The following is a 26,462-nucleotide window of genomic DNA, read 5'->3' on the forward strand; positions in this document are numbered from 1 at the left end:
AGGGGGGCGATGGCGAACGGGCTTCCCGGGCGGCTGCTCCAGAAGCGGGAGGACCCCCGGCGGACCTCGTTCCTGGAGCTCTTCTTCGACCTGGCTTTCATCTTCGCGTTGACCCGGCTGTCCAGGGCGGTGGTCGACGACCCCAGCGTCAACGGTGGCTTCCAGGTCGTGGTGATGCTGGCGGCGATCTGGTGGGTGTGGTTCGTGACCGCGTGGTCCGCGGACTGGTTCGATCCCCAGGCGCCGCTGATCGTCGTACTCCTGCTCTGGGTGATGTTCGGCGGCCTGCTGATGGCCGCGGCGGTGCCCACCGCGTTCGGCTCGCACGCCGCGCTGTTCGCGGGCGCCTACGTGGCGATCCACGTCGGTCGGGGCGCCCTGCTGATCCCGGCGCTGAGCGGGCACCCGCTGCAACTGCGGAGCCTGCGGGTGGCGATCTGGTTCGCGATCTCCGGTGCGATGTGGTTGGTGGGCGCGGCCGTCGAGCCGGCCCGGGAGGTGCTCTGGACCCTCGCCCTGGTGCTGGAGTACTCCCTGGCCCGGCTGCGCTGGCCGTTTCCGTGGCTCGGGCGCAGCTCGTGGCCGGACCTCCAGGTCAACGGTGATCACCTCTCCGAGCGGTACCAGCAGATCTTCATCATCGCGTTGGGTGAGCTGATCCTGTTCGCCGGCATCGCCTACAGCGACGCCGGCCTGCACGTCGAGAGCACCTTGGCCTTCGCCCTGGCGTTCGTCACCGCGGTGGCCCTCGCCCGGCTCTACCTGGCGCCGGCCGGCTCGCGGCTGGGCGCGAGCATCATGGCGGCCGGTCCGCCCGGCAGCAAGCTGGCGCTGCTCGCCGGCTACCTGCACCTGGTCATGATCGCCGGCGTCCTGGCCACCTCGGTGGCCATGGAGATGACGATCGAGGACCCCCGCACCGAGGAGACGGCGCAGCTGGCCCTCGGCATCGTCGGCCCGGCGCTGTTCCTGACCGCCCGGATTCTGCTCGCGTGGGTGGTCGACGGCAGCCGGCCGTGGGCGCGCCTGCTCGGTGTGCCGGCGATCATCGGGTTCGGGTTCGCGACCCAGCGGCTTCCGCACGTCGCCAACAGCGCCGTCGTCGCCGGGGTGCTGGTGCTGATCGTCCTGGTCGACGGGATGCCCGGCCTCCGGCGCTACGCCACCAGAAGCAGGCGGGACGGCAGGCCCGATCCCCGGCGGCCCGGGTAACCCGCCGATGTCAGCACCGCGACCGGACGCCCCAGCGCGACGCGCAGACGTGGTGGAGCTGCGGGTGCACGGCGTGTCGGGGGCGGAACCCTCGGTCGTCCTGGGCTCGGCGTCGGCGCGCCAGGTCGCGGGTGACGATCGTGGCGGCTTCTACCGGCCGGACGGGCCGGGCCGCGACGCCCCTGACAGGTTGACGCTCGAGGCGTACCGCTGGGGTGATCTGCCCTCCGGCACGGTGGCCCGGACGATCTCCATGGTCCTGTTGCTGCCGTTCATGCTCAGCAACGCGGCGGTGTGGATGCGACCCACCGGTAGGCGCGCCGCTGGGGTCACCGTCCTCTGCCGGCTCCTCGCGCTCAACCTCACCCTGGTGTACGTGGTGTCCATCGCCGGGGTCGCCCTCGACCTGGTCGCCTGGCGTTGTCTCGGCGCGACACCCTGCCGGGCGCCCTTCGACACGTTGTTCGGGCTGGACGACCGACCCGTCGGGCAGCGGCTGGCGGTTCTGGCGTTGCTGCCGATCGCCGCCGTGGGGCTCCTGCGACTGCTCGGGACCCGCCGTCGCCGACCGTCCGGCAGCCCGCTGTGGGCCGTGGAGCCGCTGGTGGAGCGGTTGCGGGCGATCCACGTCGCCTCCGCGCTCGGCGTACTCGATCTGCTGCTGCTCACGGCCCGCCGGGCCGGCGGCGCGACGGTCGGGACGAACCTGTTGCTGGCGTCCGCCGCGGCGGTCCTGGTGGCCTGCGTCGGTCTGCTCGCCGTCCCCGGCCTGATCGACCGGGCCGCGACCGCGCGGACGGCCACCGTCACCGCGCGCGGCACCGCCGTGGTGGCGGCCGGCCTGACCGTGGCGACCCTCGTCGTCGTCGCGGGCGACGGGCGGGGCTGGCCGACATCGGCCGGACTCCCCGGCTACGGCGGGATCGCGGGCGGCACGCTGCTCGGCCAGATGGCGTTGCTGGTGCTGCTCAGTGCACTGGTGTTGGGGCAACGGGGTCGTGGTCGCCGGGCGCTGCCGGGAGGCGCGGGCGCCGCCGTCATCGCGGCCCTCGCGGTCGGCCTGGCCGGCTCGCTCGCCTCCGGGCTGGTCTACCAGAGCGGGGTGCTGCTCGGCGGATATCGCGGTGACGGCGGGCCGCCGCTGCCGTACCGCTGGACGGTGCTGGCCTTCTTCCTGCACGTCGACGCGGCGGTGCTGTTGGGTGTGGTGCTGACGGTCCTGTCGCGGCGACGTCGCCGCCGCGCGGCGGCGACGATCACCAACCGCGACTTTCCCGCGCCGCCGCCGGGGGCGACCGTGCGGTTGCGGCAGGTCACCAAGGCCGTGGCCCGTGCGCGGTTCACCGAGTGGCTGGGCCTGCTGGCCGTCACCTACGCGGTGCTCGCCCTGATCGGGCTGGCCACGAGTCTGCTCGGGCAGTTCGGGCGCGAACCGGACGACGTGGCGCGGCGGGTTCTCGGGCTGCCGGCCGGTGTGGTCGAAATGGGTCTGGTGGGAGGCACCTATCTGGTCGCCGCGGTGGCTCTCACGCTGGTGTCCGGCGGCCTCTTCGCGTACCGGACGGCGTGGTTCCGCCGGCACGTCGGGATCCTGTGGGACCTGGGCACCTTCTGGCCCCGGGCCGCGCACCCGTTCGCTCCGCCGAGCTACGCCGACCGGGCGGTACCGGAGTTGGCCGACCGGATCGGCCACCTGGCCGAGCGGCACGCCGGAGTGCTGCTGTGCGGGCACAGTCACGGCTCGGCGCTGTTGGCGCTCGCGGTGCTACGGCTGCCGCCGGCCGTGCGTCGACGGGTCGCGCTGCTGACCTACGGCTCCCCACTGGGCCGCCTCTACGCCCGGCTCTTCCCCGCCTACCTCGACGACGGGACGCTGCGTCAGGTGGGGGAGCGGGTCGGATGGCGGTGGGTCAACCTGTGGCGGGACACCGATCCGGTCGGCGGGTGGATCTTCGCCGCGCACCGACCCGGCGATCCCTCGCCGGACCCGACCGACCCCGCCGGTCACGTCGACCGGCGGCTGCGGGATCCGGACGGCCTGCTGCCGGCACCCGGCGAGCGCCGGCCTCCGCCACTGCGCGGGCACCACCCGGGCGAGTCCGACCCGGCGTTCCGGGACGTCGTACGCGACCTCGTCGGCCGGCTCCGCGGCGCCGACGCGGAGTGAACAGAGCGCGCGTCACTCGGGGATCCGGTCGGACTCCGCCACCACCGCGCGCACCCTGCGCAGCGTGGCGTCCGGCGCGCGGATCGCCGCCCGCCACCGGTCCAACGTGCGGTTCAGCACGCGGACGACGAACTGCAACTGGTTGACCTGCTCGCGCAGCGTGCCCAACTCGGTGCGGGCGTGCAGCGCCTCGCCCTCCAGTTCGGTGATCCGGGTCTGGAGCGGCTGCACCAGGGTGAGGGCGGCCTCGGTGAGGGTGTCGGCGGCATCGGCCTTGAACTTGCCTCGCTGGACCAGCACGGTGGCGATCGCAGCCAGGCCGGTCGAACCGCCGAGGATGCCGAGCACGCTGAGCGCCACCTGCACCCAGTGCGGCGCGGATGGCGCGGGGGAGGTGTTCATGGGGCACTTCCCTGTAGTTCTTCGTAGCTCACACATTCACATGCGCGGACGAGACGGCGTAGGTCGACGGCGAGTTGCCAGGCCCGCCACAGCGATCCGACCGTCACCGCGACGATGAACGACGAGGCGACCAGGGACTGCTGGCTCCAGAGGGCGACCAGGGCCACCGCGTACATGCCGGTGATCGTGCCGAGCACCAGGATCGCCGCGAGTTCCATGCCGAGCCCGGTGGAGAGCCGGCCCGGCCACGACAGGCCCAGCAGCCCACAGACACCCGCCGTGATCAGACCGATCTCCCAGGCGACCTGCAGCGGCGTGGGCATGGACGTCTGGACGGAGGCCGGCCGCACGTCGAGGAGCACCATGAGGAGGCCGCAGACGGGCGCCATGCCCAGGACAGCGACCTCGTACGGCTGCTGGCGGAACCGGCTACGCAGATACCTCACGGCAACTCCCTGGCGAAGACCCTGCCGCCTGCCGGCCACCAGAGAGGGCGGGTCGGTCCGGGACCGGCGGTGGTGGAAAGACGATGGTCGAGGAGATGACCGACGTGCCGTCGTTGGTCGCCGATATCTGCCTGTGTATCACCGCCGACCGGTTTGCGTCCACCTGGTGTAACGTCGTATTTCCGCAGGTCAGAGCATTCGAGGGTGGGTGGCCGGGCGGTCTGCGGCAACCCGGCCACCCCTCGACCGCTCGTTACATTCAGTGTCGGATATCCAACTCCTCGTGGCTGCGTAGCGCCCCCACCACGACGGCCGGCGCCTCCTCGGCCATGAAGTGCCCGCAGGTGACCGTCTGGTGCGAGAGGTCCGGCGCCCAGGCCCGCCACACGGCTGCCGCGTCGTAGCCGAGAGCTGCCCCCCAGTCCTGCGCAAGCACGGTCACCGGCATCCGCAGCCGGTTGCCGGCCGCCCGGTCGGCCTCGTCGTGCGCGACGTCGATCCCCGCGGACGCCCGGTAGTCGGCGACGATCGAGGTCACCGCCTCGCGCGACGCGCGCAGGTATTCGGCGCGCACGTCGGCCGGCAGCGCGTCCGGGTCCCGGGTCCAGACGTCGAGGAAGTGGCCGAAGAACGCGTCCGGGCTGCCGCCGATCAGCTTCTCGGGCAGGCCGGGCGGCTGCGCCATCAGGTAGAGGTGGAAGGCGACGGAGGCGTCCACCCCGTGCAGGACGTCCCACATGTCCAGGGTGGGTAGCACGTCGAGCAGGGTGAGCCGGCTGATCGCCGCCGGGTGGTCGAGGCCGACGCGGAACGCCACGAGAGCGCCCCGGTCGTGCCCGGCCAGGGCGAAGCGGTCATGGCCGAGCGCGCGGGCCAGCGCCACGACGTCGTTGGCCATGGTCCGCTTCGAGTACGCGGTGCCGTCGCCGTCCACAGGCTTGTCGCTCTCGCCGTAGCCGCGCAGGTCCGGGCAGATGACGGTGTGGTCGGCGGCGAGGTCGGCCGCGACGTGCCGCCACATGAGGTGGGTCTGCGGAAAACCGTGCAACAGCACGATCGGTGGCCCGGAGCCGCCCACGGCGGCGCTGAGCGTCACGCCGTCGGCGACGGTGACGCGCTGGTAGTCGAATCCGTTGATCCTCGGCTGCACGGGTGAGCCTTCCTGGGTGAGCGGTTTCGGCGCGGGGATGCCCGTCGCCGGCGTACGTCATCGAGCCTGCCCGGGGGTGATCAGCGGACGGTCAGTGTCGGATCAGTGCGGGCTAGATTGAGGCCATGACCAGGCAGCCGACGGCACCGGTGACGTTCGGCGTGCTCGGGCCGGTGACCGCCGCCGCCGGGACCGGTCCGGTTCCGCTGCGGGGGCACCGGCAGCGCCTGGTGCTGGCCCGGTTGCTCATCGCCGGTGGCCGGGTGGTGCCGGTGGAACGTCTCGTCGACGACCTGTGGGAGGTTCCGCCGGAGCGCGCGGTGGGCGCGATCCGGACATTCGTCGCCGACCTCCGCCGGGCGTTGGAGCCCGACCGGCCGCCCCGGCAGCCATCCGGCCTCCTGGTCACCGAGCCCTCGGGGTACGCGCTGCGGACCACCCCGGACGCGGTGGACGCCGACCGTTTTGAGGCGGCGGTCGGCGAGGCCGGTCGGCTCCTGACGGCGGAGCTGCCCGCGCCGGCCCTCGCGGCGCTGGACGCGGCGCTCGGGCTGTGGCGTGGGCCCGCGTACGCGGACTGCGTGGGCGAGGGCTGGGCCGTGGCGGAGGTCAACCGGCTCGACGAACTGCGGATGCTCGCCGTGGAACGCCGGGCCGAGGCGCTGCTCGCGCTCGGTCGGCCGGACGAGGCCGCCGCCGACCTGCCCGGCCACCTCGCCGCCCATCCGCTGCGCGAGGACGCCTGGCGGCTGCTCGCCCTGGCCCGCTACCGGGCCGGCCGACAGGGCGAGGCGCTGGCCGCGCTGCGCCAGGCCCGCGACGTCCTGGTGGCGGAGCTGGGGGTGGACCCGGGCCCCGAGTTGCGCCGGCTGGAGGCCGACATCCTCGCGCAGGCCCCACACCTCACCGACATCCCCACGGTGGCCGTTCCGGACCGGGCCGGAGCCGCTCCCGACGGCGGATCGGCGTCGCGGCGGCCGTTCGTGGGGCGGGACGCGGAGCGGGAGCGACTGCGGCGTGCCGCCGAGGCCGCCACCCGTTCCGGGCGGCCCACGCTCGCTCTGCTCAGCGGCGATCCGGGCGCCGGCAAGACGGCCCTGGCCGAGGCGCTGACGCGGCAGTTGGCCGCCGAGGGTTGGACCACGGCGTGGGGGCGCAGTCCCGAGTACGAGGGCGCCCCGGCCGCCTGGCCGTGGACCCAGATCGTCGAGGCGCTCACCGGCTCGGACGGGTCGTCCTCTCCGGGCGGCGTGCCGTCCGTTCCGGGTGGCGGGTCGTCCTCTCCGGGTGGCGTGCCGTTTGTTCCGGGTGGCGGGTCGTCCGACGGTGGGACTGCGGGCGCCGACAGCGTCGGTGATCCCGCCGTGGCCCGGTTCCGCCGACATCGCGCGGTGGCGTCGGTGCTCTCCGCCGTCGCCGACCGGGGCCCGCTGCTGCTGGTCCTGGACGACCTGCACCGGGCCGACGGTGACACGTTGGACCTGCTCACCGCACTGCTCGCCGGCCCGCAACCCGCCACCGGCCCGGTGCTGGTCCTGGGCACGTACCGGGCCACCGAGATCACCGGGGGGTTGACCGCCGCCCTGGCCCGGGCCGCCGGGCTCGAACCCGTACGGGAGTACCTCGCAGGCCTGTCTTTGGAGGCCACCGGCGAGCTGGCCCGCGCCGTCGCCGGCACGGAACTGGCCCCGCCCGCCGTCGCGCTGATCCACCGCCGCAGCGCGGGTAACCCGTTCTTCGTCCGGGAGCTGGCCCAGCTGTACGCCGAGGCGGGCGGCGCGGCGCTGGAGGCGGTACCGCCCGGGGTGCGCGACGTCATCCGGCACCGGCTCGCGCAGCTGCCCCCACCGACCCGTACCGTGCTGCGGCAGGCGGCGGTGCTCGGCCGGGACGTCGACCCCGCCGTGCTCGGCGCGCTGACCGACGACCCGGCCGCGTTGCTGGACGCCGTCGACCGCGCGTTGCAGGCCGGCTTCCTGACCGAGCGGGCGTCCGACGGGCGGCTACGGTTCACCCACATCCTGGTCCGCGACACGCTCTACGCCGACCTGTCCGCGTCGCGTCGCGCGGCCTGGCACGCCGCGGTGGCCGAGGCGTTGCAGCGGCAACAGCCCGTCGACCCCGCCACGCTCGCGCACCACCTGCTATCCGCCGGAGGACCGGCAGCCGCCCGCCGGGCCGCCGACTACGCCCGTACGGCCGCCGAGCGGGCCGAACGTGGCGGCAACCCGCACGAGGCCACACGGCTGTGGGCGCAGGTCGTCGAGGCGTACGACCGGGCCGGGGGACCGAGCGGCGCGACCGGCTGACGGCTCTGCTCGGCCTCGGGCGCTCGCTGGCGGTGACAGGTCGCCTGGCCGAGGCGCGGCGTCACCGTGCCGAGGCGATCGCCGACGCCGAGGCGCTCGGTGACGCCCGGCTGACCGCCCAGGTGCTGGCCGGTTTCGACGTGCCCGCCATCTGGACCCGCAACGACGACGACCTGCTCTCCGAGCGGATCGTCCGCGCCGCCGAGCACGCCCTGACCGGCATCGGCCCGTCCGGATCCGCGCACCGCAGTCGGCTGCTGAGCACCCTCGCGCTGGAACTGCGGGGTGTCACCGATGACCGTGGCCGCCGGGCCGCCGTCGAGGCCGAACGGATCGCCCGGACCCTCGACGACCCCGGGCTGCTGGCCTTCGCGCTGAACGCGCGCTTCATGCACGCCTTCGACCGCGTCGGGCTGGCCGACGCCCGGGCCCGGATCGGCGCCGAGCTGGTCGACCTCGCCGCCCGGCGGCACCTGGTGACCTTCGAGGTGCTGGGCCACCTCATCCTGCTCCAAACCTGCTGTGCGCGGGCCGACCGGACCGGCGCGGACGAGCACGCGCGCGCCGCCGACCGCCTCGCGCAGCGGTACGAGCTGCCGCTCGTCGGCGTCTTCACCGGCTGGTACGCCGCGCTGCGCCGGACGTGGGTCGGTGACCGGGACGCGGCGGTGACCGCGTACCGGGCCGCCGCCGAGCGGTTGCCGACCGACGGTATGCCGGGCCTGGCCCAGGGGCTGCTGCCGCTCGCCCTGCTCGGCCTGCGCCTGGCCGACGCCGTCGGCGACCCGGCGGATGATCGGGTGGTCCCCGCCGCAGGGCGGCCGGTCGACGGTCTCGGCGACGAGGACTGGGCGGGACTGGACTGGGGCCCGCACGAGCCGTGGGTCCGACCGCTGCTGCTCGCCCACTCCGGTGACCGCGGCGCCGCCGTGTCGGCGCTGCGGGCCCTCCCGGACGGGCCACACGACCTGCTGCGGGAGGTGCGACTGTGCCTCGTCGCGCGGGCGGCGCTCGCCGTGGACGACCGGCCCGCCATCGAGCGCGCCGCCGCCGCGCTCCGGCCGGCCGCCGCCGAACTGGCCGCCGGCAGCGGCGTGCTCACCGCCGGACCGGTCGCCGGGCACCTCGCCGATCTCGCCGCCGCGCTCGGCCACGACGAGGAGGCCGCCGCGCACCGCCGGACCGCCCGCCTGCTGACCGCGCGCGTCCGCGCAGTCGACCCGACCTGAGCACTGCCGCGCTCGGCAGCCGGCGACTTGCCGGTTCCTGTGGAACCGGCCACCGGTGTGCGGTCAGATGGAACCACCGGCCTGCGCCGCCAATCGGGGATCTAGGGGGTACGCCGTGCAGGGGCTCGTGCTGATCGTGGTGCTGGGCGTCACCGTCCTGATCGGCACCACCCTCGGCGGCCGCTACCGGGTCGCGCCGCCGGTGCTGCTCATCGCGTTCGGAGTGCTGCTCGGGCTCGCGCCGCCGCTGTCGGACCTGGTTCTGGAACCGGACCTGGTGCTGCTGATCTTCCTACCGGCGATCCTCTACCGGGAGAGCCTGACCATCAGCCTGCGGGAGATCCGGGCCAACCTGCCGGTGATCGGGCTGCTCGCCGTGGTGCTCGTGGTCCTCACCATGATCACCGTCTCCCTGACCGCCCAGGCGTTCGGCGTGAACCCCGCCGCAGCCTGGGTGCTCGGCGCGGTCCTCGCGCCGACCGACGCCGCCGCGGTCACCGGTCTGGCCAAGCGGCTGCCCCGCAAGCTCCTCACCACGCTGCACGCCGAGAGCCTGATCAACGACGGAACCGCCCTGGTGGTCTTCGCGGTGACCGTGGGCCTGCTCACCCAGCGCGGGGAACCGGGGGCGCTGGGCATCGGCGAGGAGTTCGTCGGGGCCAGCCTCGGCGGCCTGGTCGCCGGTCTGCTGGTGGGCGTCATCGTGGTGTTGATCCGCAAGCGGCTCGACGATCCGCTGCGCGAGGGCGCGCTGAGCGTCCTGACGCCGTTCGGCGCCTTCCTGCTCGCCAGCGCGGTGCACGCCAGTGGTGTGCTGGCCGTCGTGGTCGCCGGTCTGGTGCTCGCGTACGCCGGCCCACGGGTGATCCGCGCCCGCTCCCGGGTGCTGGCGTACGCGTTCTGGGACCTGTCCACCTTCCTCATCAACGGTGGCCTGTTCGTGCTGCTCGGCACCCAGATTCCCCGCGCGGTTCGCGGCATCGTCAGCACCTCGCCCCCGAGGGCCGTGCTGATCGTGCTCGCGGTCACGCTCGTCGTCGTCGCCACCCGGCTGGGCTTCGTCTACCTGACGTCGCAGTCGAGGCGGCTGCTGCGTCGTCGGATGGCGGAGCAGGAGGGCGGCACGCCGAGTTGGCGGGTCGGCACGGTCGCGGGCTGGTCCGGTTTCCGGGGCGCCGTGTCGCTCGCCGCCGCGCTGGCCGTGCCGACGATGACGGTCTCCGGTCGCCCGGTGGTCGAGCGAGATCTGATCATCTTCGTCACGGCGCTGGTGATCGTCCTGATCATGCTGGTGCAGGGGACCACGCTGCCGCTGGTGGTTCGCTGGGCGGGGCTGTCCGGCGACCCCGAGCGCGTCGACGAGGCCCGACACGCCCGCCGGCGTGCCACCCAGGCCGGCCTGGACGCCCTGCCCGGAGTCGCCGAGGAGGTGGGGGCCGAGGAGGAGGCCGTACGCCGGCTGCGGGCCGAGTACCAGCGACACCTCGCCGACCTCAACGAGACCGGTGGTCGGACCGCCAAGGAACGCAAGCTGGAGCTCCGGCTACGTCTCGGCGTCCTCGCCCACAAGCGACGGGAGCTGACGCGGCTGCGCGACAACCGGGAGATCGACGACCTGGTGCTCCAGGAGCTCCAGTCGGCGCTGGACAACGAGGAGATCCGGCTGCTGGGCCGCGGCCCGAACGAGTGACCACGTGAACGTCGGCTGAACCTTTCATGATCAACATCAGCGCCTCTGGCCGCAGGTCAGCGGCGTCCGTCGAGCGGTCCAGGGGAGCTGACCTGCGCGGCCCCGCTCATCCTGTTGGTGATCAGAAATTCGCTCCACGGTGGCCCGTCGGGCACCTGAGTCTTCGTACGGTTTTGCGCGCCGTCCGCCGGACGGATCGAAGGCCGAGGAGACAGATCCGTGTCCGTCACACCCACCATCGTCCCCGACCGGGACGCCACGACGCGTACGCCAGTCGTACCGCTCGACCGGATCGAGCAGTACGCCCGCCGCTTCCCCGAGCGAGCGGCGCTGTGTGACGAGGACGGGGTGCTCGACTACGCGGAGCTGGTTCGGCGGGTCGATGCCCTGGCGGCCAACCTGCGGGCGTACGGCGTCGGTCCGGGCGAGCTGGTCGGCATCTGCCTGCCCCGGCGGCGGGCGGCGATCGTGGCGATGCTGGCGGTGCTCCGCGCCGGCGCCGGCTACCTGCCGCTGGACCCGACCTACCCGCCGGCCCGGTTGGCCTCGATGCTCGCCGACGCGCGACCCGTTCTGGTGCTCACCGGCCCGGCCGGGGCCAACCTGCCCGCCGGCACTCCGCTGGTGCCCCTCGACGACGCCGAACCCGTCGGCGCGACGACCGGCCCGGTCGATGCCGGCACACCCGGCCCCGAGGACCCGGCGTACGTCATCTTCACCTCCGGCAGCACGGGCCGACCCAAGGGCGTGAGTGTGCCCCGGCGGGCGCTGGAGCACTTCTGCCAGGCGGCCCGCGAGCGGTACGACCTGCGCGCCGACGACCGTGTGCTCCAGTTCGCCTCGCTCAGCTTCGACGCCAGCGTCGAGGAGATCTTTCCGCCGCTGAGCGTGGGCGCCACCGTCGTCATCCGTGACGAGGACGCGATCAGCAGCCCGCGCCGATTCCTCGACCACTGCCGCGACCACGCCGTCACGGTGCTGGACCTGCCCACGGCGTACTGGCACGAGTTGGTGACGGCGATCGACCGCGGCGAGGCGGCACTGCCGGCAGCCGTCCGTCTGGTGATCATCGGCGGGGAGGAGGCGCAGGCCGGCGCGGTGGCACGCTGGCAGGACCGCGTTGGCGTCGGGGTTCGGCTGCTCAACACGTACGGCCCGACCGAGGCCACGGTTGTCGCCACCTGCGCGGACCTGACCGGCTGGACCGGTCAGGGTCCGGTCCCGATCGGCCGTCCGCTGCCCGGCGTGACGTGTGTCGTGGTCGGCGCGGACGGCGACCCGGTAGCCGCGGGCGAGCCCGGCGAGCTGCGCATCGGCGGCCCTGGCGTGGCGAGCGGCTACCTGGGCCGGCCGGAGCTGACCGCCGAGCGCTTCCCGACCGGGCCGGACGGCCAGGTCACCTACGCCACCGGGGACCGGGTTCGGGAGCTGCCCGACGGGCAACTGACCTACCTGGGCCGCTTCGACGACCAGGTGAAGATCCGTGGGTTCCGTGTCGAACTAGGCGAGATCGAGGCCGCGCTGCGCCAGCTCCCCGAGGTCGCCGACGCGGTGGTGCTCGTCGACGCGAGCACCGGGCAACCCCGGCTGGTCGGGCACCTCGTGCCGACCGGAGCGAGTCTCGACCCCATCGCCGTGCGACGCCGGCTCAGCGCCGACCTGCCGGCCTACCTCGTACCGGCGACCGTGCTCGGGCACGAGTCGTTCCCCCTCACCCCGCAGGGCAAGGTGGATCGGGCGGCGCTGGCTGGATCGACGCCGCCCGTACCGGTCGCGCCCGTGCCGACCAGCGACGACGGGAACGACCCGGTGGCGGTGGCGGTGGCCGCCCGCTGGGCCGAGCTGCTCGCGCTGCCGGCGGTCGACCTCGACGACGACCTGTTCACCCTCGGTGCGGACTCGCTCGACGCGATCCGGCTCCTGGGCGCGGTCCGCCGGGACCACCGGGTCGAGGTGACACTGACCCAGCTCTACGCCGCGCCGACGCCGACCGGGCTCGCCGCTCTGGTCCGTACCCTGACGTCCCTCGACGCGCCGGCGGACCCGGCCGCCGACACCCCGGACCCGGCTGCCACCTCGGCCGGGCCGACGGGCGCGGAGCTGCCCCTCACCGGCCTGCAACACGACTTCTGGATCGCCGAGCAGGTCTGCGCCGATCTGCCCGCTCAGACGCTCGGAATCCGGTACCGGTTGCCCGCGCCGGTCCGCGCCGACCTGCTCGCGATGGCCATTGCCGACCTGGTCCGGCGGCACCCGGCGCTGCGCGCCCGGGTGCGGATGGTCGACGACGAGCCCCGGCTGCGGGTCGAGGAGAGCGGCGACCTCCCGCTGACCGAGGTCGACCTCGGCGACGTCGATCCCGCGCAGCGGGAAGCACGGGCCGCCGAGATCCGTGACCGGGCCGTCCGGGAGCCGTTCGACCTCGCCGCCGGGCCGCTCGCCCGGGCCGTGCTGATCCGCGACGGGTCGGCCGACGAGGTGCTGCTGGTCATCCACCATCTGGTCTTCGACGGCTGGTCCGCCAGCCTGTTCGGCGACGAGTTGGCCGAGCGTTACGCCCACCACGTGATCCGCGCCGCCGATCCCGCCGCCGACCACCGCGACGACACCGACACCGACGTCGACGCGACCGGGTTGACCGAGCTGGCCCGCCTGCGCGCCGCCGACGCCGCCGACCCCGCGTTGGCCGACTACTGGCGCGCGCGGTTCGCGGACGCCGACCTCGACGCGGAACTTCCCGCCGACCGTCCCCGCCCGGCCGTGCGCTCGTTCGCGGCGGGCCGGGTGACGCGCCCCGTCGACCCGGCGCTGCTCGACGCCCTGCGCGCGCACGGGCGGGCGCACCGGGCCAGCCTCTTCATGGTGCTGCTCGCCGGTCTGCAGACCGTGCTGACGCGCTACACCGGGCGCACCGACGTGACGGTGCTGGCGCCGGTGGCCGGCCGCAACCGGCCCGAGCTGGAGCGGGTGCTCGGCGCGGCGCTGAACATCCTGCCCCTGCGAGGCGATGTCACGGGCGAGCCGACGTTCCCCGAACTGCTGGACCGGGTCCGCGCCGCCGTGCTGACCGACCTGGACCACCAGGACCTGCCACTGCCGCAGATCATCGCGGCCACCGGTCGGCCGGCGTCGGCCAACCGCAACAGGCTCACCGGGGTGATGCTCACCGTGCACAACACGCCGACACCCGTCGGCCTGGAGTACGCGGGCGAGGTCGCGCCCGCCGCCACCATGGTGGACGTCGCCGTCGGTCTGGACTTCCCGGTGGACGGCCCGGTGCTCAGCGTCGACTACGCGACCGAGCTGTTCGACGCCGAGCGGATCGAGGCGTTGCTGGACCATCTGCTCACCCTGCTGGCCGCCGCCGTGACCGCGCCCGACACGCCGGTCACCAGGCTGCCGCTGCTGACCGAGGCCGAGACAGGCCGGATCCTGCGCGACTGGAACGACTGCGACGCGCCGCTGCCCGACGCCACCGCCCTGCACCAGCTCTTCGAGCGGTGCGTGGCGGCCGACCCGCAGGCCCCGGCGTTGACCTGGCGGGACACGACGATCAGCTACGCCGAGCTGAACAGCCGGGCCAACCGGCTCGCCCGGGTGCTGCGCGCCGACGGGGTACGCCCCGGCGACCGGGTGGCGATCTGCCTGGACCGGGGCGTGGAGCTGTTCGTCGCCATGTGGGGGGTGCTCAAGGCCGGTGGCGCGTACGTGCCGCTGGACCCGGCGTACCCGTCCGACCGGCTCCGCTACATGATCGACGACAGTCGCGCGGGGGTGCTGGTCACCCGGGTCGACCTGGAGACCGCCCCGGCCACCGGCGCGACGGCGCGCGTGGTGGCCCTCGACCGGGACGCCGACCGGCTCGCGACCGCCGACGACGGTGATCTCGAACTGGTCACCTCCGGGAACGACCCGGCGTACGTCATCTACACCTCCGGCTCCACCGGACGGGCCAAGGGCGTGGTGGTCAGCCACCACAACCTGGTGCACGCGGCGTCGATGTGGCAGCGGGCGTACCGCCTGGAACCCGGCTGGACCTACCAGCAGGCGGCGAGCTTCTCCTTCGACATGTTCGTCGGCGAGACGCTGCGCGCGCACTGCACCGGAGGCCGGCTCGTCGTGGTGCCCCGCGAGGTGCTGCTGGACCCCGCCGAGCTGTACGGGCTGATGCGCGCCGAGCGGGTCGAGTGCACCGAGCTGGTCCCGGCCGTGCTGCGCACCCTGCTCGCGTACGTGTCGGCGGCGGGGGAGCGGCTGGACTTCGTGCGGCTGCTTATCGGTGGTGGCGAGAAGTGGCACGTGCGGGAGTACCGGCAGGCCCGCGAGCTGGTCGGCGCGGGCGGTCGGGTGGTCAATGCGTACGGGGTCACCGAGGTCAGCGTGGACAACGTCTACTTCGACGGCGACGTGGACGCGCTGCCCGACGACGCCCCGCTGCCGATCGGCCGGCCGTTCCCCAACAACCGGGTGTACGTGCTGGACGCGCACCGCCAGCCGGTGCCGGTGGGCGTGGTCGGCGAGCTGTACCTCGGTGGGGTGGGGGTGGCCACCGGCTACCACGACCGGCCTGAGCTGACCGCCGAGCGGTTCGTCACCGACCCGTACGTGCCGTCGGCGCGGATGTACCGCACCGGCGACGGCGCGCGCTTCCGCCCCGACGGCACGGTGGACTTCCTCGGCCGCCTCGACGACCAGGTCAAGGTCAACGGCTACCGGGTGGAGCTGGGCGAGATCGAGGCCACGATCGCGGCGCTGCCCGACGTGCTGGCCTGCGCGGTCGCGGTCCACGAGGGACCGAGCGGGCTGGCCCGTCTGATCGGCTACCTGGTGCCCGCGCCCGGCCGTACGCTCGATGAGCGCGCGGTCCGCGACGCCGTCGCGGCGACCCTGCCGGCGCACATGGTGCCGGCCCGACTGCTGACACTGCCCGCGCTTCCGCTGACTCCCAACGGCAAGCTGGACCGGAGGGCGTTGCCCGTCCCGCCGGAGATCGACTCCGACGCCGCCGCCGCGCCCCCGGGCACCGACACCGAACGGCTGGTCGCCGACGCCTGGTGCGCCGAGCTGGGCCGCGACACCGTCGGCATCGACGACAGCTTCTTCGCCCTCGGCGGTGACTCGTTCGCCGCGCTGCGACTGGTCCGCCGCATCGGTTCGGGCGTGGCCCTGGTGGAGCTGTACCAGCACCCCACCGTCCGCGCCCTGGCCGCCCTGCTGGACGCGCGGGCCGCCGGCACAACACGCGCCGACCGCCTGCTGCACCGGCTCACCCCGACCGACGCCGACCCCACCACCGGTGGGATGACCGTGGTCGCCGTGCCGTTCTCCGGCGGAAGCGCGATCTCCTACCAGCCGCTCGCCGACGCCCTGCCCGCCGGCTGGGGACTGTACGCGGTGGAGCTGCCCGGTCACGACCGCAGCCGCCCGGACGAGGACCCGCTGCCGGGCGCGGAGGTGGCCGAGCGGGTGCTCGCCGAACTCCGGGGGATCGTCGGCCCGGTGGTGCTCTACGGGCACTGCCTGGGTACCGCCGTCACCCTCCAGATCGCTCGACGCGCCGAGGAGGAGGGGTTGGATCTACGTGCGGTGGGGCTGGGCGCGAGCTTCCCCACCGCCCGTCTCCCCGGACGCCTCTTCGACTGGTTCTACCGGCTGGTGCCCACCGACCGGTTCACCTCCGACCGGGAGTACCTGTCGTACCTGCGCGCCCGAGGCGGCTTCACCGACGTCTCCGACCCTGCCGACGAGGCATTCGTCCTGCGCAACGTCCGGCATGACGCGCGGGACGCGGAGGAGTACTACACCGCCGCGTACCGGGACCCAAACCACACCAGGCTGCGTGCCCCGGTGCTCAGCGTGATCGGCGAACGGGACCGGGTCACCGAGCTCTACCAGGAACGGCACCAGGAGTGGACGCACGTGGCCGAGCACGTCGACCTCGCCGTGCTGCCCAAGGCCGGGCACTTCTTCGTGCGTACCCATGGCGACGAGCTGGCCGGGGCGCTGGTGGCACACGCCACGCGGCCGACGCCGACCACGGACGCCGCGCCCACCCAGGCCGCGCCGGCCGTCGCGGCGGCGTCCCCGCGCGACCCGGCACCCAGCCTGGCCCGGTTCGCGGTCGTCGCGTTCGGACAGTTCATCTCCATGATCGGCAGCGGACTCAGCACGCTGGTGTTGAGCATCTGGGTCTATCAGCAGACCGGCTCGATCACCGACTTCGCCGTCGTCAGCGCCGTGGGCATGCTTCCCGGCATCCTCGCCGGACCGGTCGCCGGGGCGGTCGCCGACCGCTGGGACCGGCGGCGGGTCATGCTGGCCAGCGACTCCGTCGCGGCGGCGGCCATGGTGGCGCTGGTGCTGCTGGTGACCCTCGGCGGCGGCCTGGAGCTGTGGCAGATCTACCTGGCCGTGTCGGTCACCTCGCTGGCCGGCGCGTTCCAGCGACCGGCCTACCTCGCGGCGGTCGCCCAGCTGGTGCCCAAGCGCTATCTGGGCCACGCCAACGGGATCAGCCAGCTCGGTGTGGGCGCCGGCCTCGTCTTCGCCCCGATGCTCGGCGCGGGCCTGATCGGTCTGATCGGCATCCGCGGCGTCATCCTGATCGACGTGTCGACGTTCTGCGTCGGCGCCCTCACGCTGCTGCTGGTCCGCTTCCCGAACCGGCTGTTCCGCCGACGGGAGGAGACGTTCCGCGCCGAGGTGGCCAACGGGTGGCGCTACATCGCACGCCGACCGGGCCTGCGCGCCGCGCTGCGGTTCTTCGTCATCGACCACGCCTTCTACACCCTCGGCTTCGCGGTGATCACCCCGATGCTGCTGATCGAACAGTCGCCGGTGGCGCTGGGTCTGGCGCTCTCCGCCGGTGGCGTCGGAGGACTGCTCGGCAGCCTCACCATGGGCCTGTGGGGCGGCACCCCACGACGGGCCACCGGAATGATCCTGTTCATGGGGGTGGCGAGCCTCGCCATGGCTGTGGTGGGCGTCGGCGTGCACCCGGTCTTCGCGGTGGCCGGCATGTTCGCCCTGACCTTCGCCGAGTCCCTGATCGACGGACACTGGATCGCGTTGATCCAGACCAAGGTGGGCTTCGACCTCCAGGGTCGCGTCCTGTCGATCTTCATCACCGTGATGATGCTGACGATGCCGGTGGGCTACCTCGTGGTCGGCCCACTCGCCGAACACCACGTCCAGCCGTTGTTGGAGCCCGGTGGCGCGCTCGCCGGCACGGTCGGCGCGGTCATCGGCACCGGACCGGGGCGCGGTCTGGCTCTGTTGGTCGTGCTCAGTGGCCTGCTCCAGCTCGGCTGGGCGATCCGGGGCTGGTGCAACCCCACCCTCCGGCTCATCGAGGACGACCTGCCCGACGCCGTGCCGCCCGCCCAGATCGGCGACCGCGACGACCTCCAACGCCACGCCGACGCCCAGCTCACCGCCGCGCGGTCCTGACCCGCACGCACCCCACATCCGAGGAGCACCATGTCCATCGCCACCCTGGCGTCGGCCGACGCGCCCACCGACGCGTTCGGCACCCCCCTGATCGACGCGACCGGCCTGGTGCCCGGCGTCCGCGTCCTGGTGAAGGACGAGACCCGGTACGCCTCCGGCAGCCACAAGGAGCCCGCCGCCCGTGCGGTGGTGGCCCGCGCCGCCGCCGACGGTCGTACCGAGGTGGTCGTCGCCACCTGCGGCAACTACGGCCGGGCGATGGCCATGGCCTGCCGCTCGGCGGCTCTGACCTGCACCGTCGTGCTGCCCGCCGGGTGGAGCGACGGCGGGGAGTTCATGCGCGCCGCGGGAGCGCGGGTCCACCTGGTCGACGGCAGCTACGAGGACGCGGTCGACGAGTCCCGGCGGCTCGCCCAGGCGCCCGGCGCGGTCGACGGCAACGTGGACGGCCCGTACGTCGACGCGGTGTTCGCCGGGCACGGCGTCGTGGTCGCGGCGCTGGACGCCGCGCTCGACGAGCCCCCGACCCAGCTCTGGACTCCGGTCGGCAACGGCACCACGGTCATCGCGATCCACCGCGTGCTGCGCGAGCGCGGCTGGCCCACCGTGTTGCAGGGTGTCTGCTCGGCCGGCAACAACCCGGTGGTGACGAGCTGGCCGGGGCCGTACCGGATGCTGCCGCCCGACGGCGTCACCACCACCGACCACAACCAGCCGCTCGTCAACTGGCACGCGTTGCAGGGCCCCGAGGCCATGGCCGCGATCGCCGACACCGGCGGCGCGGTGCACGGAGTCGACGACGACCAGCTCCGGCACGCCCGGAGTGTGCTCGCCGGCTACGGCGCGTACCCCACGGCTGCCGGCGCCGTCGCCCTGGCTGGCCTGCTGGCCGGCGCCGCCGCGCCGGACGGGATACCCGCCGGAACCCATGTCGTGCTGCTCAGCGGCCGCTGACCACCCTGCCTCCTCAGGAGATTCCCGCATGACGATCACCGCGCCGATCCGACCGCCCGCGCCCGCTCTGCTCTTTCGCCGTGCCCGTGTCACCCGCTGGGACGAGAGGGTCTTTCTCGGCAAGCTGGCCGCGCTCGCGGCGCTGACCACCACCGGCGTGATCCTGGCGCTGCGCCCCGAGCCGGTGGCGATCACGGCCGGCGTGCTGCTGCTCGCCGCCATGTACACCCACGCCGTGGAGTTGCAGCACCAGTGCCTGCACCACTCCGCGTTCCGGCGCGCGCTGCCGCACCGGCTGGTCGGCGTGCCCCTGGGCATCCCGCTGCTGGTGGTCTACTCGCACTACCGGGTGCGGCACCTTCAGCACCACCGTTACCTCGGCACGCCGCAGGACACGGAGTTCTTCGGCTTCGACACCCGCCGGCCCCTGACCCTCGGCGTGCTGGCGCGCGGACTGCTCGACTATCCCCGGCTCGCCGGGGTCGGTCTGGACGTCGCGCGTTCCGCGACCGGCAGCTGGCGGTACGCGCACGGCGACATCGCCCCGGCCATGCGGCGGCGGATCGTCACCGAACACCTGCTGCTGGGCGGTGTGGTGCTGGCCGCCGTCGCGCTGGCCCTGACCGGGCACGGCGTCTACCCCCTGCGGCTGTGGGTTCTACCGCTGCTGGTCGCGGTGCCGCTGCACTTCCTCGTCGAGCTGCCCGAGCACCTGCTCTGCGAGACCGACACCACCGATGTGCTGCGCAACACCCGTTCGATCCGGGGCAGCTGGCTGAGCACCTGGTTCACCAACGGCAACAACCTGCACATCGAGCACCACGCGGCCATGAGTGTGCCGATCAACCAGCTACCCGCCCGGCACGAGGAGACCCGCCGGTACGGCCAGCACGTGCAGCGCACCTACGGCGAGTTCTACCGGCTCCTCTGGCAGTCGCTGCGAACCCGCCCGGACGCCTGACCGCGAGTGCGTACCGGCTTGACGGATTGGTGACATGGGCTCGGCCGGGTACGGGGCATTCGGGCAGGTCGCCGGCGGGTACGGTGAAAGCCGTTCGGCGATCGTCGATGCGTTCGGTCCGGGTGGGGTGGGGGTGTCCATGACCAGCGGGGCGAGCGCGGCCGAGCCGCGGGTGGTCACCGAGCGGCAGTTCCTCGACGAGCTGGCCTCGGTCACCCGTGAGCGTGTCGCCACCGGGTTCCTCTACCTGATGGCGCAGGAAGGTGCCGTCGTCGGCGTCCAGTGGGAACAGCCCGGCGTGGACCACCTCCGCCGCTACCGCGTCCGCGACGCCTGCCCGCACTGTGTCGTCCTCGCCGCCGTGGTGACCCTCGCCCCCGTGCTGCCGCTGGACGGGCTGCGGGCCGGTCGCGCCCGCCCGCAGTACGAGACGGTCCTGCGTACCGGCCGGTTGCCCCACCTGGCGTTCGCCCGTCCGGCGGGGCCACCCGGGGCGAGCTGGCTGGGCGACTGCCACGCGGTCGACGGTGACCCGCACTCGGACGCCGACTGCCCGAGGCACGCCGTGCCCGCGCCCACCGGTGACCCGTTGGCGCTGCGCCCGGGGTCGCTGCCCCGGGCCGTACGGGAGCTGTATCCGCACGACGGCGCGGCCACCGCCGACCTGGCGCGGCGGCTACGGATCGCCCAGGACTGGCGCGCGGACGCGCAGGCCGTGGCGAGTGGCATCCGCGAAGCGGCGGCGACCTGGGCGTTCCTGCGAAACTCCTGCGTGCTGGGCGTACCCGTGCCCGGCGCCAACGGCCTCGTGCTCACGCTGCCGCCGGGGCGCCCCCGGACGACCGGCCGCTCGGCGAGCTGCACGAGGCGACCGTACGCGCCCTGCCCTCGGGCGGCGGCCCGGTGCCCTACCAGGAGCTGGCCTGCCTGCTGCCCGAGCCGGCGTCGACGACGCAGCGCCTGCCGACGTACGCCGGTGCGGTTGACCTGACCGCCGCCGCGCCGGTGCGGACGCTGCGGCTGCCGACGCCGCGCCGACCGCTGAGCACCACCGGCCGGGGCGTGCTGCTGCTCTACGAGGCCCGGCACGCCATGGGCCGGCACGTGGCGAGCGCGCCGGTGCGCGACAGCGCGTACTGGGATTCCGAGGCGGCGTTGAACGTCTTCGAGTTCACCCTGCTGGAACGGGTCGCCGGGCGGCACTACCAGGAGGCGGTGGCCGCCTACCTCCAGGCGTTGCGGCGCGAGGGTGACCTGCTCGCGCGCCCGCACAAGGTGCTCGATCGGCGTCGCCGCAAGGCGCTGTCGCTCGCGTTCGGCGGGCTGGACGACGAGGAGCTGCACCTGTGGGCGTCGGTGGCCTACCGCAACGCCATCCTGGAACTGCTCGGCGACCTGAAGGCGTTCGCCGCGCACCTGCGCCACCAGGCCGGCTGAGCGCGGGCGTCCCCGCGTTGGGCCGGCTGAACGGTCTCCTCAGAGCACCTGGGCGAGGAAGCGGCGCAGCCGGGGATGCTCGGCCCCCTCGAAGATCCGCTCCGGCGGCCCGGCCTCCAGCACCACGCCCCGGTCCATGAAGGCCACAGTGTCGGCGACCTGCCGGGCGAAGCCCATCTCGTGGGTGACCACCACCATGGTCATCCCGGCGGCGGACAGGTCGGCCATCACCCCGAGGACTCCCTTGACCAGCTCCGGGTCGAGCGCCGAGGTGGCCTCGTCGAAGAGCATCACCTCGGGTCGTAGCGCCAGCGCCCGGGCGATCGCCACCCGCTGCTGCTGACCACCGGAGAGCTGCGCGGGCCGGGCGTCGGCCTTGCCGGCGAGCCCCACCAGTTCCAGCTGCGCGCGGGCGACCTGGACCGCCTCGTCCTGGCCGAGCTTGCGCAGTCGGCGCAGCGCCAGCGTGACGTTGCGCAGCACGCTCATGTGCGGGAAGAGGTTGAACTGCTGGAACACCATGCCGACCCGCTGGCGTAGCGCGTCCGGGTCGTCCCGTAGCACGCTGCGTCCGTCCAGCAGCACGTCGCCGCGGTCGGGTTCGATGAGCCGGTTGAGCGTACGCAGCAGGGTGGACTTGCCCGAACCGGACGGTCCGATCACGCAGGCCGTCGCGCCGCGGGGCACGGTCAGGTCGACGCCGCGCAGCACGCGGTTGGGCCCGAAGGCCAGGTGGACGTCGCGCGACTGCACGCTCACCGAGGTGGTGGTCATCGCCGGTCTCCCTGCGTCGTGGCGGGCAGCGCCGTGTCGTCGTCCTCGTCGTCCGGGGCGGTGGCCGGGCGACCGTGGCGCAGCCGCCGGTCGATCCAGTTGACGAGGTGGGTCAGCGGAACGGTCAACGCCAGGTAGAACAGGCCCGCCAGCAGCAGCGCGGATTCGTTCCCGGTGGTCGCCGCGTAGTCCTGCCCGATCCGGAACAACTCCCGCTGGCTGGCCACCAGGCCGAGGAAGTACACCAGGCTGGAGTCCTTGATCAGCGCGATGAGCTGGTTGACCCAGGCGGGCAGCACCCGCCGGATGCCCTGCGGGATGATCACCAGCCGCATCGCGTCGGTCCAGGAGAAACCCAGCGCCCGGGCGCCCTCCAGTTGGGCGGCCTCCACCGACTGGATGCCGGAGCGGAAGATCTCCCCGATGTACGCGGCGGCGATCAGCGACAGCGCGAGGATGCCCAGCGGGTACGGGTCCGGCCCCCACACCCGCATGCCCAGGGGCGCCAACCCGACGCCGATCAGCAGGATCGTCGCCGCGGCCGGCAGCCCCCGGAACACGTCGGTGTAGACGCGCGCCGGCCAGCGTAGCCACCGACTGCGGGAGATGCCGGCCACGGCCAGCAGCAGACCCAGCACCGTGCCGAGCAGGGCGGCGGAGACCGCCAGGATCAGCGTGTTGGGCAGCCCGACGGTCAGCATCTCGGGCAGCGCCTCGCGCATCGCGTCGACGTCGAAGAACGTGTCCCAGAGGGTGCTCAACGGATCCATCGTTCGCCTCTCCTGCCGCCCTGCTCGCTCGTCACCAGGTCAGGACGCGGCCGACGCGGACGCGGACGGTTGCGCCGACCCGGACGGCGTGGCCGGGGCTGCCGCCTTGCCGCTGCCCGGCTTGAAGTCCGCCGGGATCGGCCGGCCCGGGTAGTACTGCGCCTGCAACCGGCTCCAGGTGCCGTCGGCGATGACCTCGTCGAGGGCCTTGTTCAGCGCCTCGCGCAGCTTGTCGCTGCCCTTGGCGACGGCGTACGCGGTCGGTGCCGGGCTGAGCTGCTTGGCCGCCACGGTGATCTTGCCGTTGCTGTCGGTGGCGGACTTCTCGCCGATCTCGGCCGGTGCGATCCAGGCGTCGGCCGTCCCCGCCTTGAGTTGGTTGATCGCTCCGTTGTAGTCCGGCACGCGAACCGGGTCGAGCTGCTCGCCGGTGGCGTAGTCGTCCTGGACGGTGCCCTGCACCACCACGACACGCTTGCCGGTGAGCTGGTCGAACCCCTTGATCGGCGAGCCGGCCGGCACGTCCAGCCCGAAGTAGCCGAAGTCGTACCCGTTGCCGAAGTCGACGGTCTTCTTGCGCGCCTCGGTGATGGTGATCGAGGAGCTGCCGACGTCGAACTTGTGGTTGTTGACCTGGGACAGCAGCGCGGAGAAGTCGGTGCCGACGAACTCCACCTTCAGGCCGAGCTTGCCGGCCACGGCGGTCAGCAGGTCGTTGTCGAAGCCGGTGAACTTGCCGTCCTTGAGGTACACGTTGGGCGGGGCGTCGGTCAGCGTGCCGGCCCGCAGCACACCCGGCTGCGCCAGGCCGTACGGGTTTCCGCCGCCACCCCCCGAAGAGTCACCCCCGCCACCACCGCAGGCCCCCAGAGCCCCAACGGTCAACAAGGAAACCCCAACAAGAACAAAACGGGAAAAGATACGCATATCTAACTCCAATGGGATGCGTCGACCCCGTCGATCATGAAGTTGTTGCCACGACACGCCGGTCGGGCGGGCAACAACTTCATGATCGACACGAAGAAGGGTCGGGAGGGTTGGGCGGGTGGGGCGGGGAGGGTGGGTTAGCGCTTTAGGCGGCGGTACACGCCGCGCTGCGCATTCGCATCAGGTCCACGTGGCGACGCCGGGTCAGGGCCGGCGTACGCCGGCTGGCCGGTGGCGTGGGGCTGAGGATGTGCATGCGGTCTCCCGGGTCTTGGTGCTGACCTGGGTGCCAGGCCACGCTTGCACCGACGTCCCGCCGGTGCCTGGTCTTCACCCGGGGCACCCCACCGCGGAGGAGGGTTGCCGGCCAGCGAGCCGGGGCTTCGCGCTGGCGCTCATGACCTGCGCCGAGGCTAGCAGCAGCCACCGGTCGGTCGTCCAGCCGATATGACCACGCTCACCGGCACCGGCACCGGCACCGGCACCGGCACCGGCCCGCGCTCGACGAGCCGGTCAACCGGCGTGCACGTGGGGCCGGCGAGTCTGGTCCGGCTCCTGACGGCGCAGGATCTCCCGGGTCACCGAGGCGATCTCGCCCTGCCCGAACGCCAGGTAACGCAGCACGTTGCGGGCCGGGCCGCCCTCGGTCCACTCGAAGTAGATGTGGGGGCGGCGCGTGCTGCGGTCGCGGATCTCCAGCAGCAGCGCGGCCAGCGCGTTGGGCACCGAGGAGCTGGCCAGGCTGAGCACCGGGAAACGGTCGTGCGCCACGCTGCCGCGGACCAGCAACCCCGTCTCGAAGTCCGACGGATCGGTGACCCGGACCTCGACGAAGATCACGTCGCTGTCGTCGGGGAAGTCGTTGTCCGCCATGGTCTGGGCCAGCTTGTCGCGGTACTCCGCGAGGTCGCGGCGCTCCGGCTCGTGCGCGACCAGGCGGATGCGGCGTCCGGAGCGCTCGCCGATCATCGCGCTCGCCAGCTCGTCGAGCTGGACGTGGTCGACCCGCAGCTCGAACGCCCGCATCACCCGCGACAGCGCCGACACCAGGATCATCGCGCCGATGAAACAGGCGGCGATCTTGACGCCGTCGGGACGCTCCACCACGTTCGCCACGGTGGTGTAGACGAACACCACCGCGATGATCCCGAACGCGACCGTGCGACCGCGCTGACGCCGCCGCCGCGCCGCGAGCGTCACCGCCGTCGCCGCCGAGGTGATCAACACCAGGACCCCGGTGGCGTACGCGCCGCCCTGCGCGTCGACGCTGGCGGAGAAAATGATCGTGATCAGGAACGCCACGCCGGTGAAGACCAGGACCAGCGGCCGGACCGCGCGGGCCCACGTCGGCGCCATGCCGTAGCGGGGGAGATACCGGGGTACGAGGTTGAGCAGCCCAGCCATCGCGGACGCCCCGGCGAACCAGAGGATCGCGATGGTGGAGAGGTCGTAGACGGTGCCGAACACTCCGCCGAGGTGCTGGTGGGCCAGGTAGGCCAACGCCCGACCGTTGGCGGCCCCGCCCGGCTGGAAGGCCTCGGGCGGGATCAGCACGGTGGTGGTCACGCTGCTGGTGATCAGGAAGACGCTCATCGTCGCGGCGGCGGTGGTGAGTAGCCGCCGCGCTCCCCGGATACGCCCCAGTGGCCGGTCCTCCGAGTCCTTGCGGTCTCCTCGGATGTGCGGCATCACCGCCACCCCGGTCTCGAACCCGGACAGGCCCAGCGCCAGCTTCGGGAACACGAGCAGGGACAGCGCGACCACCATCAGGGGATCCCCGTGTCCGGTGGTCAGGGCGTTCGTCCAGTCCCCGACCGCGCTGGGATGACTCACCACCCGCCACAGCGCGTCGGCGATCACCACCGCGTTCAGCGACAGGTAGACCGCGACCAGGACGACGGCGATCCCGATGGCCTCGCCGAATCCCTTGAGGAACACCGCGCCGAGCAGCGCCACCAGCAGCAGCGTGACGGCGACCTCGTGACCCTTGAGGCCGCTGGGCAGGAACGGGTTCTCGTCGAGGTGGGCGGTCGCGTCGGCCGCGGACAGGGTGATGGTGATGATGAAGTCGGTGGCCGCGAAACCCAGCAGCACCAGCACGAACAGCTTGCCCGGCCAGTAGCTGAGCAGGCGTACGAGCATTGCGATCGAGCCCTCGCCGTGCGGGCTCTCCACCGCCACCCGCCGGTAGACGGGCAACGCGCCCAGCAGTGTGACCAGCACCAGCACCAGGGTCGCCACCGGGGAGAGCGCCCCGGCGGCCAGCGCCGCGATCCCCGGCTGGTAGCCCAGCGTCGAGAAGTAGTCGACGCCGGTCAGGCACATCACCTTCCACCACGGGTGGTGCCGCTGCTCGGGTGGGCGGCCGCCGGGGCCCTGCGGCACGGGCTGCTGCGACTCGTCGGCGAGCAGCCAGCGCCGTACCCGGTCGGTCCGCCGGCCGGCACGCCTGTCCACCTCCACCGGCGTCACCCCCGTCCCGCCCATGGTCACCGCGAGTATCCGCCGTGTGGTCGACATCCGTCCGGCGGTGTGCGGAAACCGTTCTTCGGGAGCACCGGCCCCGGGCCTCGGGTTTCGGGTCG

The 26,462-nt window shown here is 73.3% G+C and carries 17 protein-coding genes and 1 riboswitch; of the genes, 10 read left to right on the forward strand and 7 right to left on the reverse strand.

All coding sequences use genetic code 11. The features are described from left to right. Nucleotides 1-9 precede the first annotated feature (9 nt). Nucleotides 10-1,212: a low temperature requirement protein A gene (locus ACQP0N_RS10760; RefSeq protein WP_433119614.1), complete on the forward strand. Its 1,203-nt coding sequence runs from the start codon at nucleotides 10-12 to the stop codon at nucleotides 1,210-1,212. A gap of 7 nt (nucleotides 1,213-1,219) precedes the next feature. Then, complete coding sequence (locus tag ACQP0N_RS10765) at nucleotides 1,220-3,379, forward strand: hypothetical protein (RefSeq protein ID WP_433119616.1); 2,160 nt, start codon at nucleotides 1,220-1,222, stop codon at nucleotides 3,377-3,379. 12 nt (nucleotides 3,380-3,391) lie between these two features. Here ACQP0N_RS10765 and ACQP0N_RS10770 read toward each other — a convergent pair whose 3' ends face one another. The 3 genes from ACQP0N_RS10770 to ACQP0N_RS10780 form a co-directional block, all read right to left on the reverse strand. Then, nucleotides 3,392-3,781, reverse strand: coding sequence for a hypothetical protein (locus ACQP0N_RS10770; RefSeq protein ID WP_433119618.1), 390 nt, complete (start codon nucleotides 3,779-3,781; stop codon nucleotides 3,392-3,394). Further along, nucleotides 3,778-4,227: a hypothetical protein gene (locus ACQP0N_RS10775; RefSeq protein ID WP_433119620.1), complete on the reverse strand. Its 450-nt coding sequence runs from the start codon at nucleotides 4,225-4,227 to the stop codon at nucleotides 3,778-3,780. Before ACQP0N_RS10775 ends, ACQP0N_RS10770 begins: the two co-directional genes overlap by 4 nt. Nucleotides 4,228-4,486: 259 nt before the next feature. After that, a complete protein-coding gene (locus tag ACQP0N_RS10780; RefSeq protein WP_433119622.1) occupies nucleotides 4,487-5,377 on the reverse strand; it encodes an alpha/beta fold hydrolase in 891 nt (296 codons plus the stop codon). A gap of 125 nt (nucleotides 5,378-5,502) precedes the next feature. Here ACQP0N_RS10780 and ACQP0N_RS10785 point away from each other — a divergent pair, with 125 nt between their 5' ends. From ACQP0N_RS10785 to ACQP0N_RS10820, 8 genes are all read left to right on the forward strand, one after another. After that, a complete protein-coding gene (locus ACQP0N_RS10785) occupies nucleotides 5,503-7,686 on the forward strand; it encodes a BTAD domain-containing putative transcriptional regulator (protein ID WP_433119624.1) in 2,184 nt (727 codons plus the stop codon). Between the two features lie 32 nt (nucleotides 7,687-7,718). Next, nucleotides 7,719-8,915 (forward strand): hypothetical protein, encoded by a 1,197-nt coding sequence (locus tag ACQP0N_RS10790; protein ID WP_433119626.1) that lies wholly within the window; start codon nucleotides 7,719-7,721, stop codon nucleotides 8,913-8,915. A gap of 115 nt (nucleotides 8,916-9,030) precedes the next feature. Next, nucleotides 9,031-10,605: a Na+/H+ antiporter gene (locus tag ACQP0N_RS10795; RefSeq protein WP_433119628.1), complete on the forward strand. Its 1,575-nt coding sequence runs from the start codon at nucleotides 9,031-9,033 to the stop codon at nucleotides 10,603-10,605. Between the two features lie 219 nt (nucleotides 10,606-10,824). Further along, the gene (locus ACQP0N_RS10800; protein ID WP_433119630.1) at nucleotides 10,825-18,054 is read left to right on the forward strand and encodes an amino acid adenylation domain-containing protein; all 7,230 of its coding nucleotides are present in this window, start codon (nucleotides 10,825-10,827) and stop codon (nucleotides 18,052-18,054) included. A gap of 30 nt (nucleotides 18,055-18,084) precedes the next feature. Further along, nucleotides 18,085-19,008 carry a pyridoxal-phosphate dependent enzyme gene (locus ACQP0N_RS10805; RefSeq protein ID WP_433119632.1) on the forward strand — a complete coding sequence of 308 codons (924 nt, stop codon included), beginning with the start codon at nucleotides 18,085-18,087 and terminating at the stop codon, nucleotides 19,006-19,008. A 28-nt stretch (nucleotides 19,009-19,036) separates the two neighbouring features. Beyond that, a complete protein-coding gene (locus ACQP0N_RS10810; RefSeq protein ID WP_433119634.1) occupies nucleotides 19,037-19,969 on the forward strand; it encodes a fatty acid desaturase family protein in 933 nt (310 codons plus the stop codon). A 139-nt stretch (nucleotides 19,970-20,108) separates the two neighbouring features. After that, nucleotides 20,109-20,960 carry a hypothetical protein gene (locus ACQP0N_RS10815; RefSeq protein ID WP_433119636.1) on the forward strand — a complete coding sequence of 284 codons (852 nt, stop codon included), beginning with the start codon at nucleotides 20,109-20,111 and terminating at the stop codon, nucleotides 20,958-20,960. Continuing rightward, nucleotides 20,873-21,406, forward strand: a complete 534-nt coding sequence (locus tag ACQP0N_RS10820; RefSeq protein WP_433119638.1) for a hypothetical protein — start codon at nucleotides 20,873-20,875, stop codon at nucleotides 21,404-21,406. The genes ACQP0N_RS10815 and ACQP0N_RS10820 overlap by 88 nt, the downstream gene beginning before the upstream one ends. Before the next feature lie 39 nt (nucleotides 21,407-21,445). On the opposite strand, the gene ACQP0N_RS10825 is transcribed toward ACQP0N_RS10820, so the two are convergent. The 4 genes from ACQP0N_RS10825 to ACQP0N_RS10840 all read right to left on the reverse strand — a co-directional run bounded on the left by ACQP0N_RS10825 (nucleotide 21,446) and on the right by ACQP0N_RS10840 (nucleotide 26,397). Beyond that, the gene (locus ACQP0N_RS10825; RefSeq protein ID WP_433119640.1) at nucleotides 21,446-22,180 is read right to left on the reverse strand and encodes an amino acid ABC transporter ATP-binding protein; all 735 of its coding nucleotides are present in this window, start codon (nucleotides 22,178-22,180) and stop codon (nucleotides 21,446-21,448) included. After that, on the reverse strand, nucleotides 22,177-22,950 hold the full coding sequence (locus ACQP0N_RS10830) for an amino acid ABC transporter permease (protein WP_433119642.1): 774 nt from the start codon (nucleotides 22,948-22,950) through the stop codon (nucleotides 22,177-22,179). The genes ACQP0N_RS10825 and ACQP0N_RS10830 overlap by 4 nt, the downstream gene beginning before the upstream one ends. A 39-nt stretch (nucleotides 22,951-22,989) precedes the next feature. Continuing rightward, nucleotides 22,990-23,835, reverse strand: coding sequence for an ABC transporter substrate-binding protein (locus ACQP0N_RS10835; RefSeq protein WP_433119644.1), 846 nt, complete (start codon nucleotides 23,833-23,835; stop codon nucleotides 22,990-22,992). A gap of 333 nt (nucleotides 23,836-24,168) precedes the next feature. Continuing rightward, nucleotides 24,169-24,280, reverse strand: a riboswitch (SAM riboswitch). 110 nt (nucleotides 24,281-24,390) lie between these two features. Next, nucleotides 24,391-26,397: an amino acid transporter gene (locus ACQP0N_RS10840; RefSeq protein ID WP_433119646.1), complete on the reverse strand. Its 2,007-nt coding sequence runs from the start codon at nucleotides 26,395-26,397 to the stop codon at nucleotides 24,391-24,393. Nucleotides 26,398-26,462 lie beyond the last annotated feature (65 nt).

It is taken from the genome of Micromonospora sp. CA-246542 (assembly GCF_050942905.1).
In the GTDB taxonomy this organism is placed as follows: Bacteria; Actinomycetota; Actinomycetes; order Mycobacteriales; family Micromonosporaceae; genus Micromonospora.

Coding starts and splice junctions, on each gene's coding strand:
- ACQP0N_RS10760 (WP_433119614.1), top strand. CDS start 10: ATGGCGAACGGGCTTCCCGGGCGGCTGCTCCAGAAGCGGGAGGACCCC.
- ACQP0N_RS10765 (WP_433119616.1), top strand. CDS start 1,220: ATGTCAGCACCGCGACCGGACGCCCCAGCGCGACGCGCAGACGTGGTG.
- ACQP0N_RS10770 (WP_433119618.1), bottom strand. CDS start 3,781: ATGAACACCTCCCCCGCGCCATCCGCGCCGCACTGGGTGCAGGTGGCG.
- ACQP0N_RS10785 (WP_433119624.1), top strand. CDS start 5,503: ATGACCAGGCAGCCGACGGCACCGGTGACGTTCGGCGTGCTCGGGCCG.
- ACQP0N_RS10805 (WP_433119632.1), top strand. CDS start 18,085: ATGTCCATCGCCACCCTGGCGTCGGCCGACGCGCCCACCGACGCGTTC.
- ACQP0N_RS10810 (WP_433119634.1), top strand. CDS start 19,037: ATGACGATCACCGCGCCGATCCGACCGCCCGCGCCCGCTCTGCTCTTT.
- ACQP0N_RS10815 (WP_433119636.1), top strand. CDS start 20,109: ATGACCAGCGGGGCGAGCGCGGCCGAGCCGCGGGTGGTCACCGAGCGG.
- ACQP0N_RS10825 (WP_433119640.1), bottom strand. CDS start 22,180: ATGACCACCACCTCGGTGAGCGTGCAGTCGCGCGACGTCCACCTGGCC.
- ACQP0N_RS10830 (WP_433119642.1), bottom strand. CDS start 22,950: ATGGATCCGTTGAGCACCCTCTGGGACACGTTCTTCGACGTCGACGCG.
- ACQP0N_RS10840 (WP_433119646.1), bottom strand. CDS start 26,397: ATGTCGACCACACGGCGGATACTCGCGGTGACCATGGGCGGGACGGGG.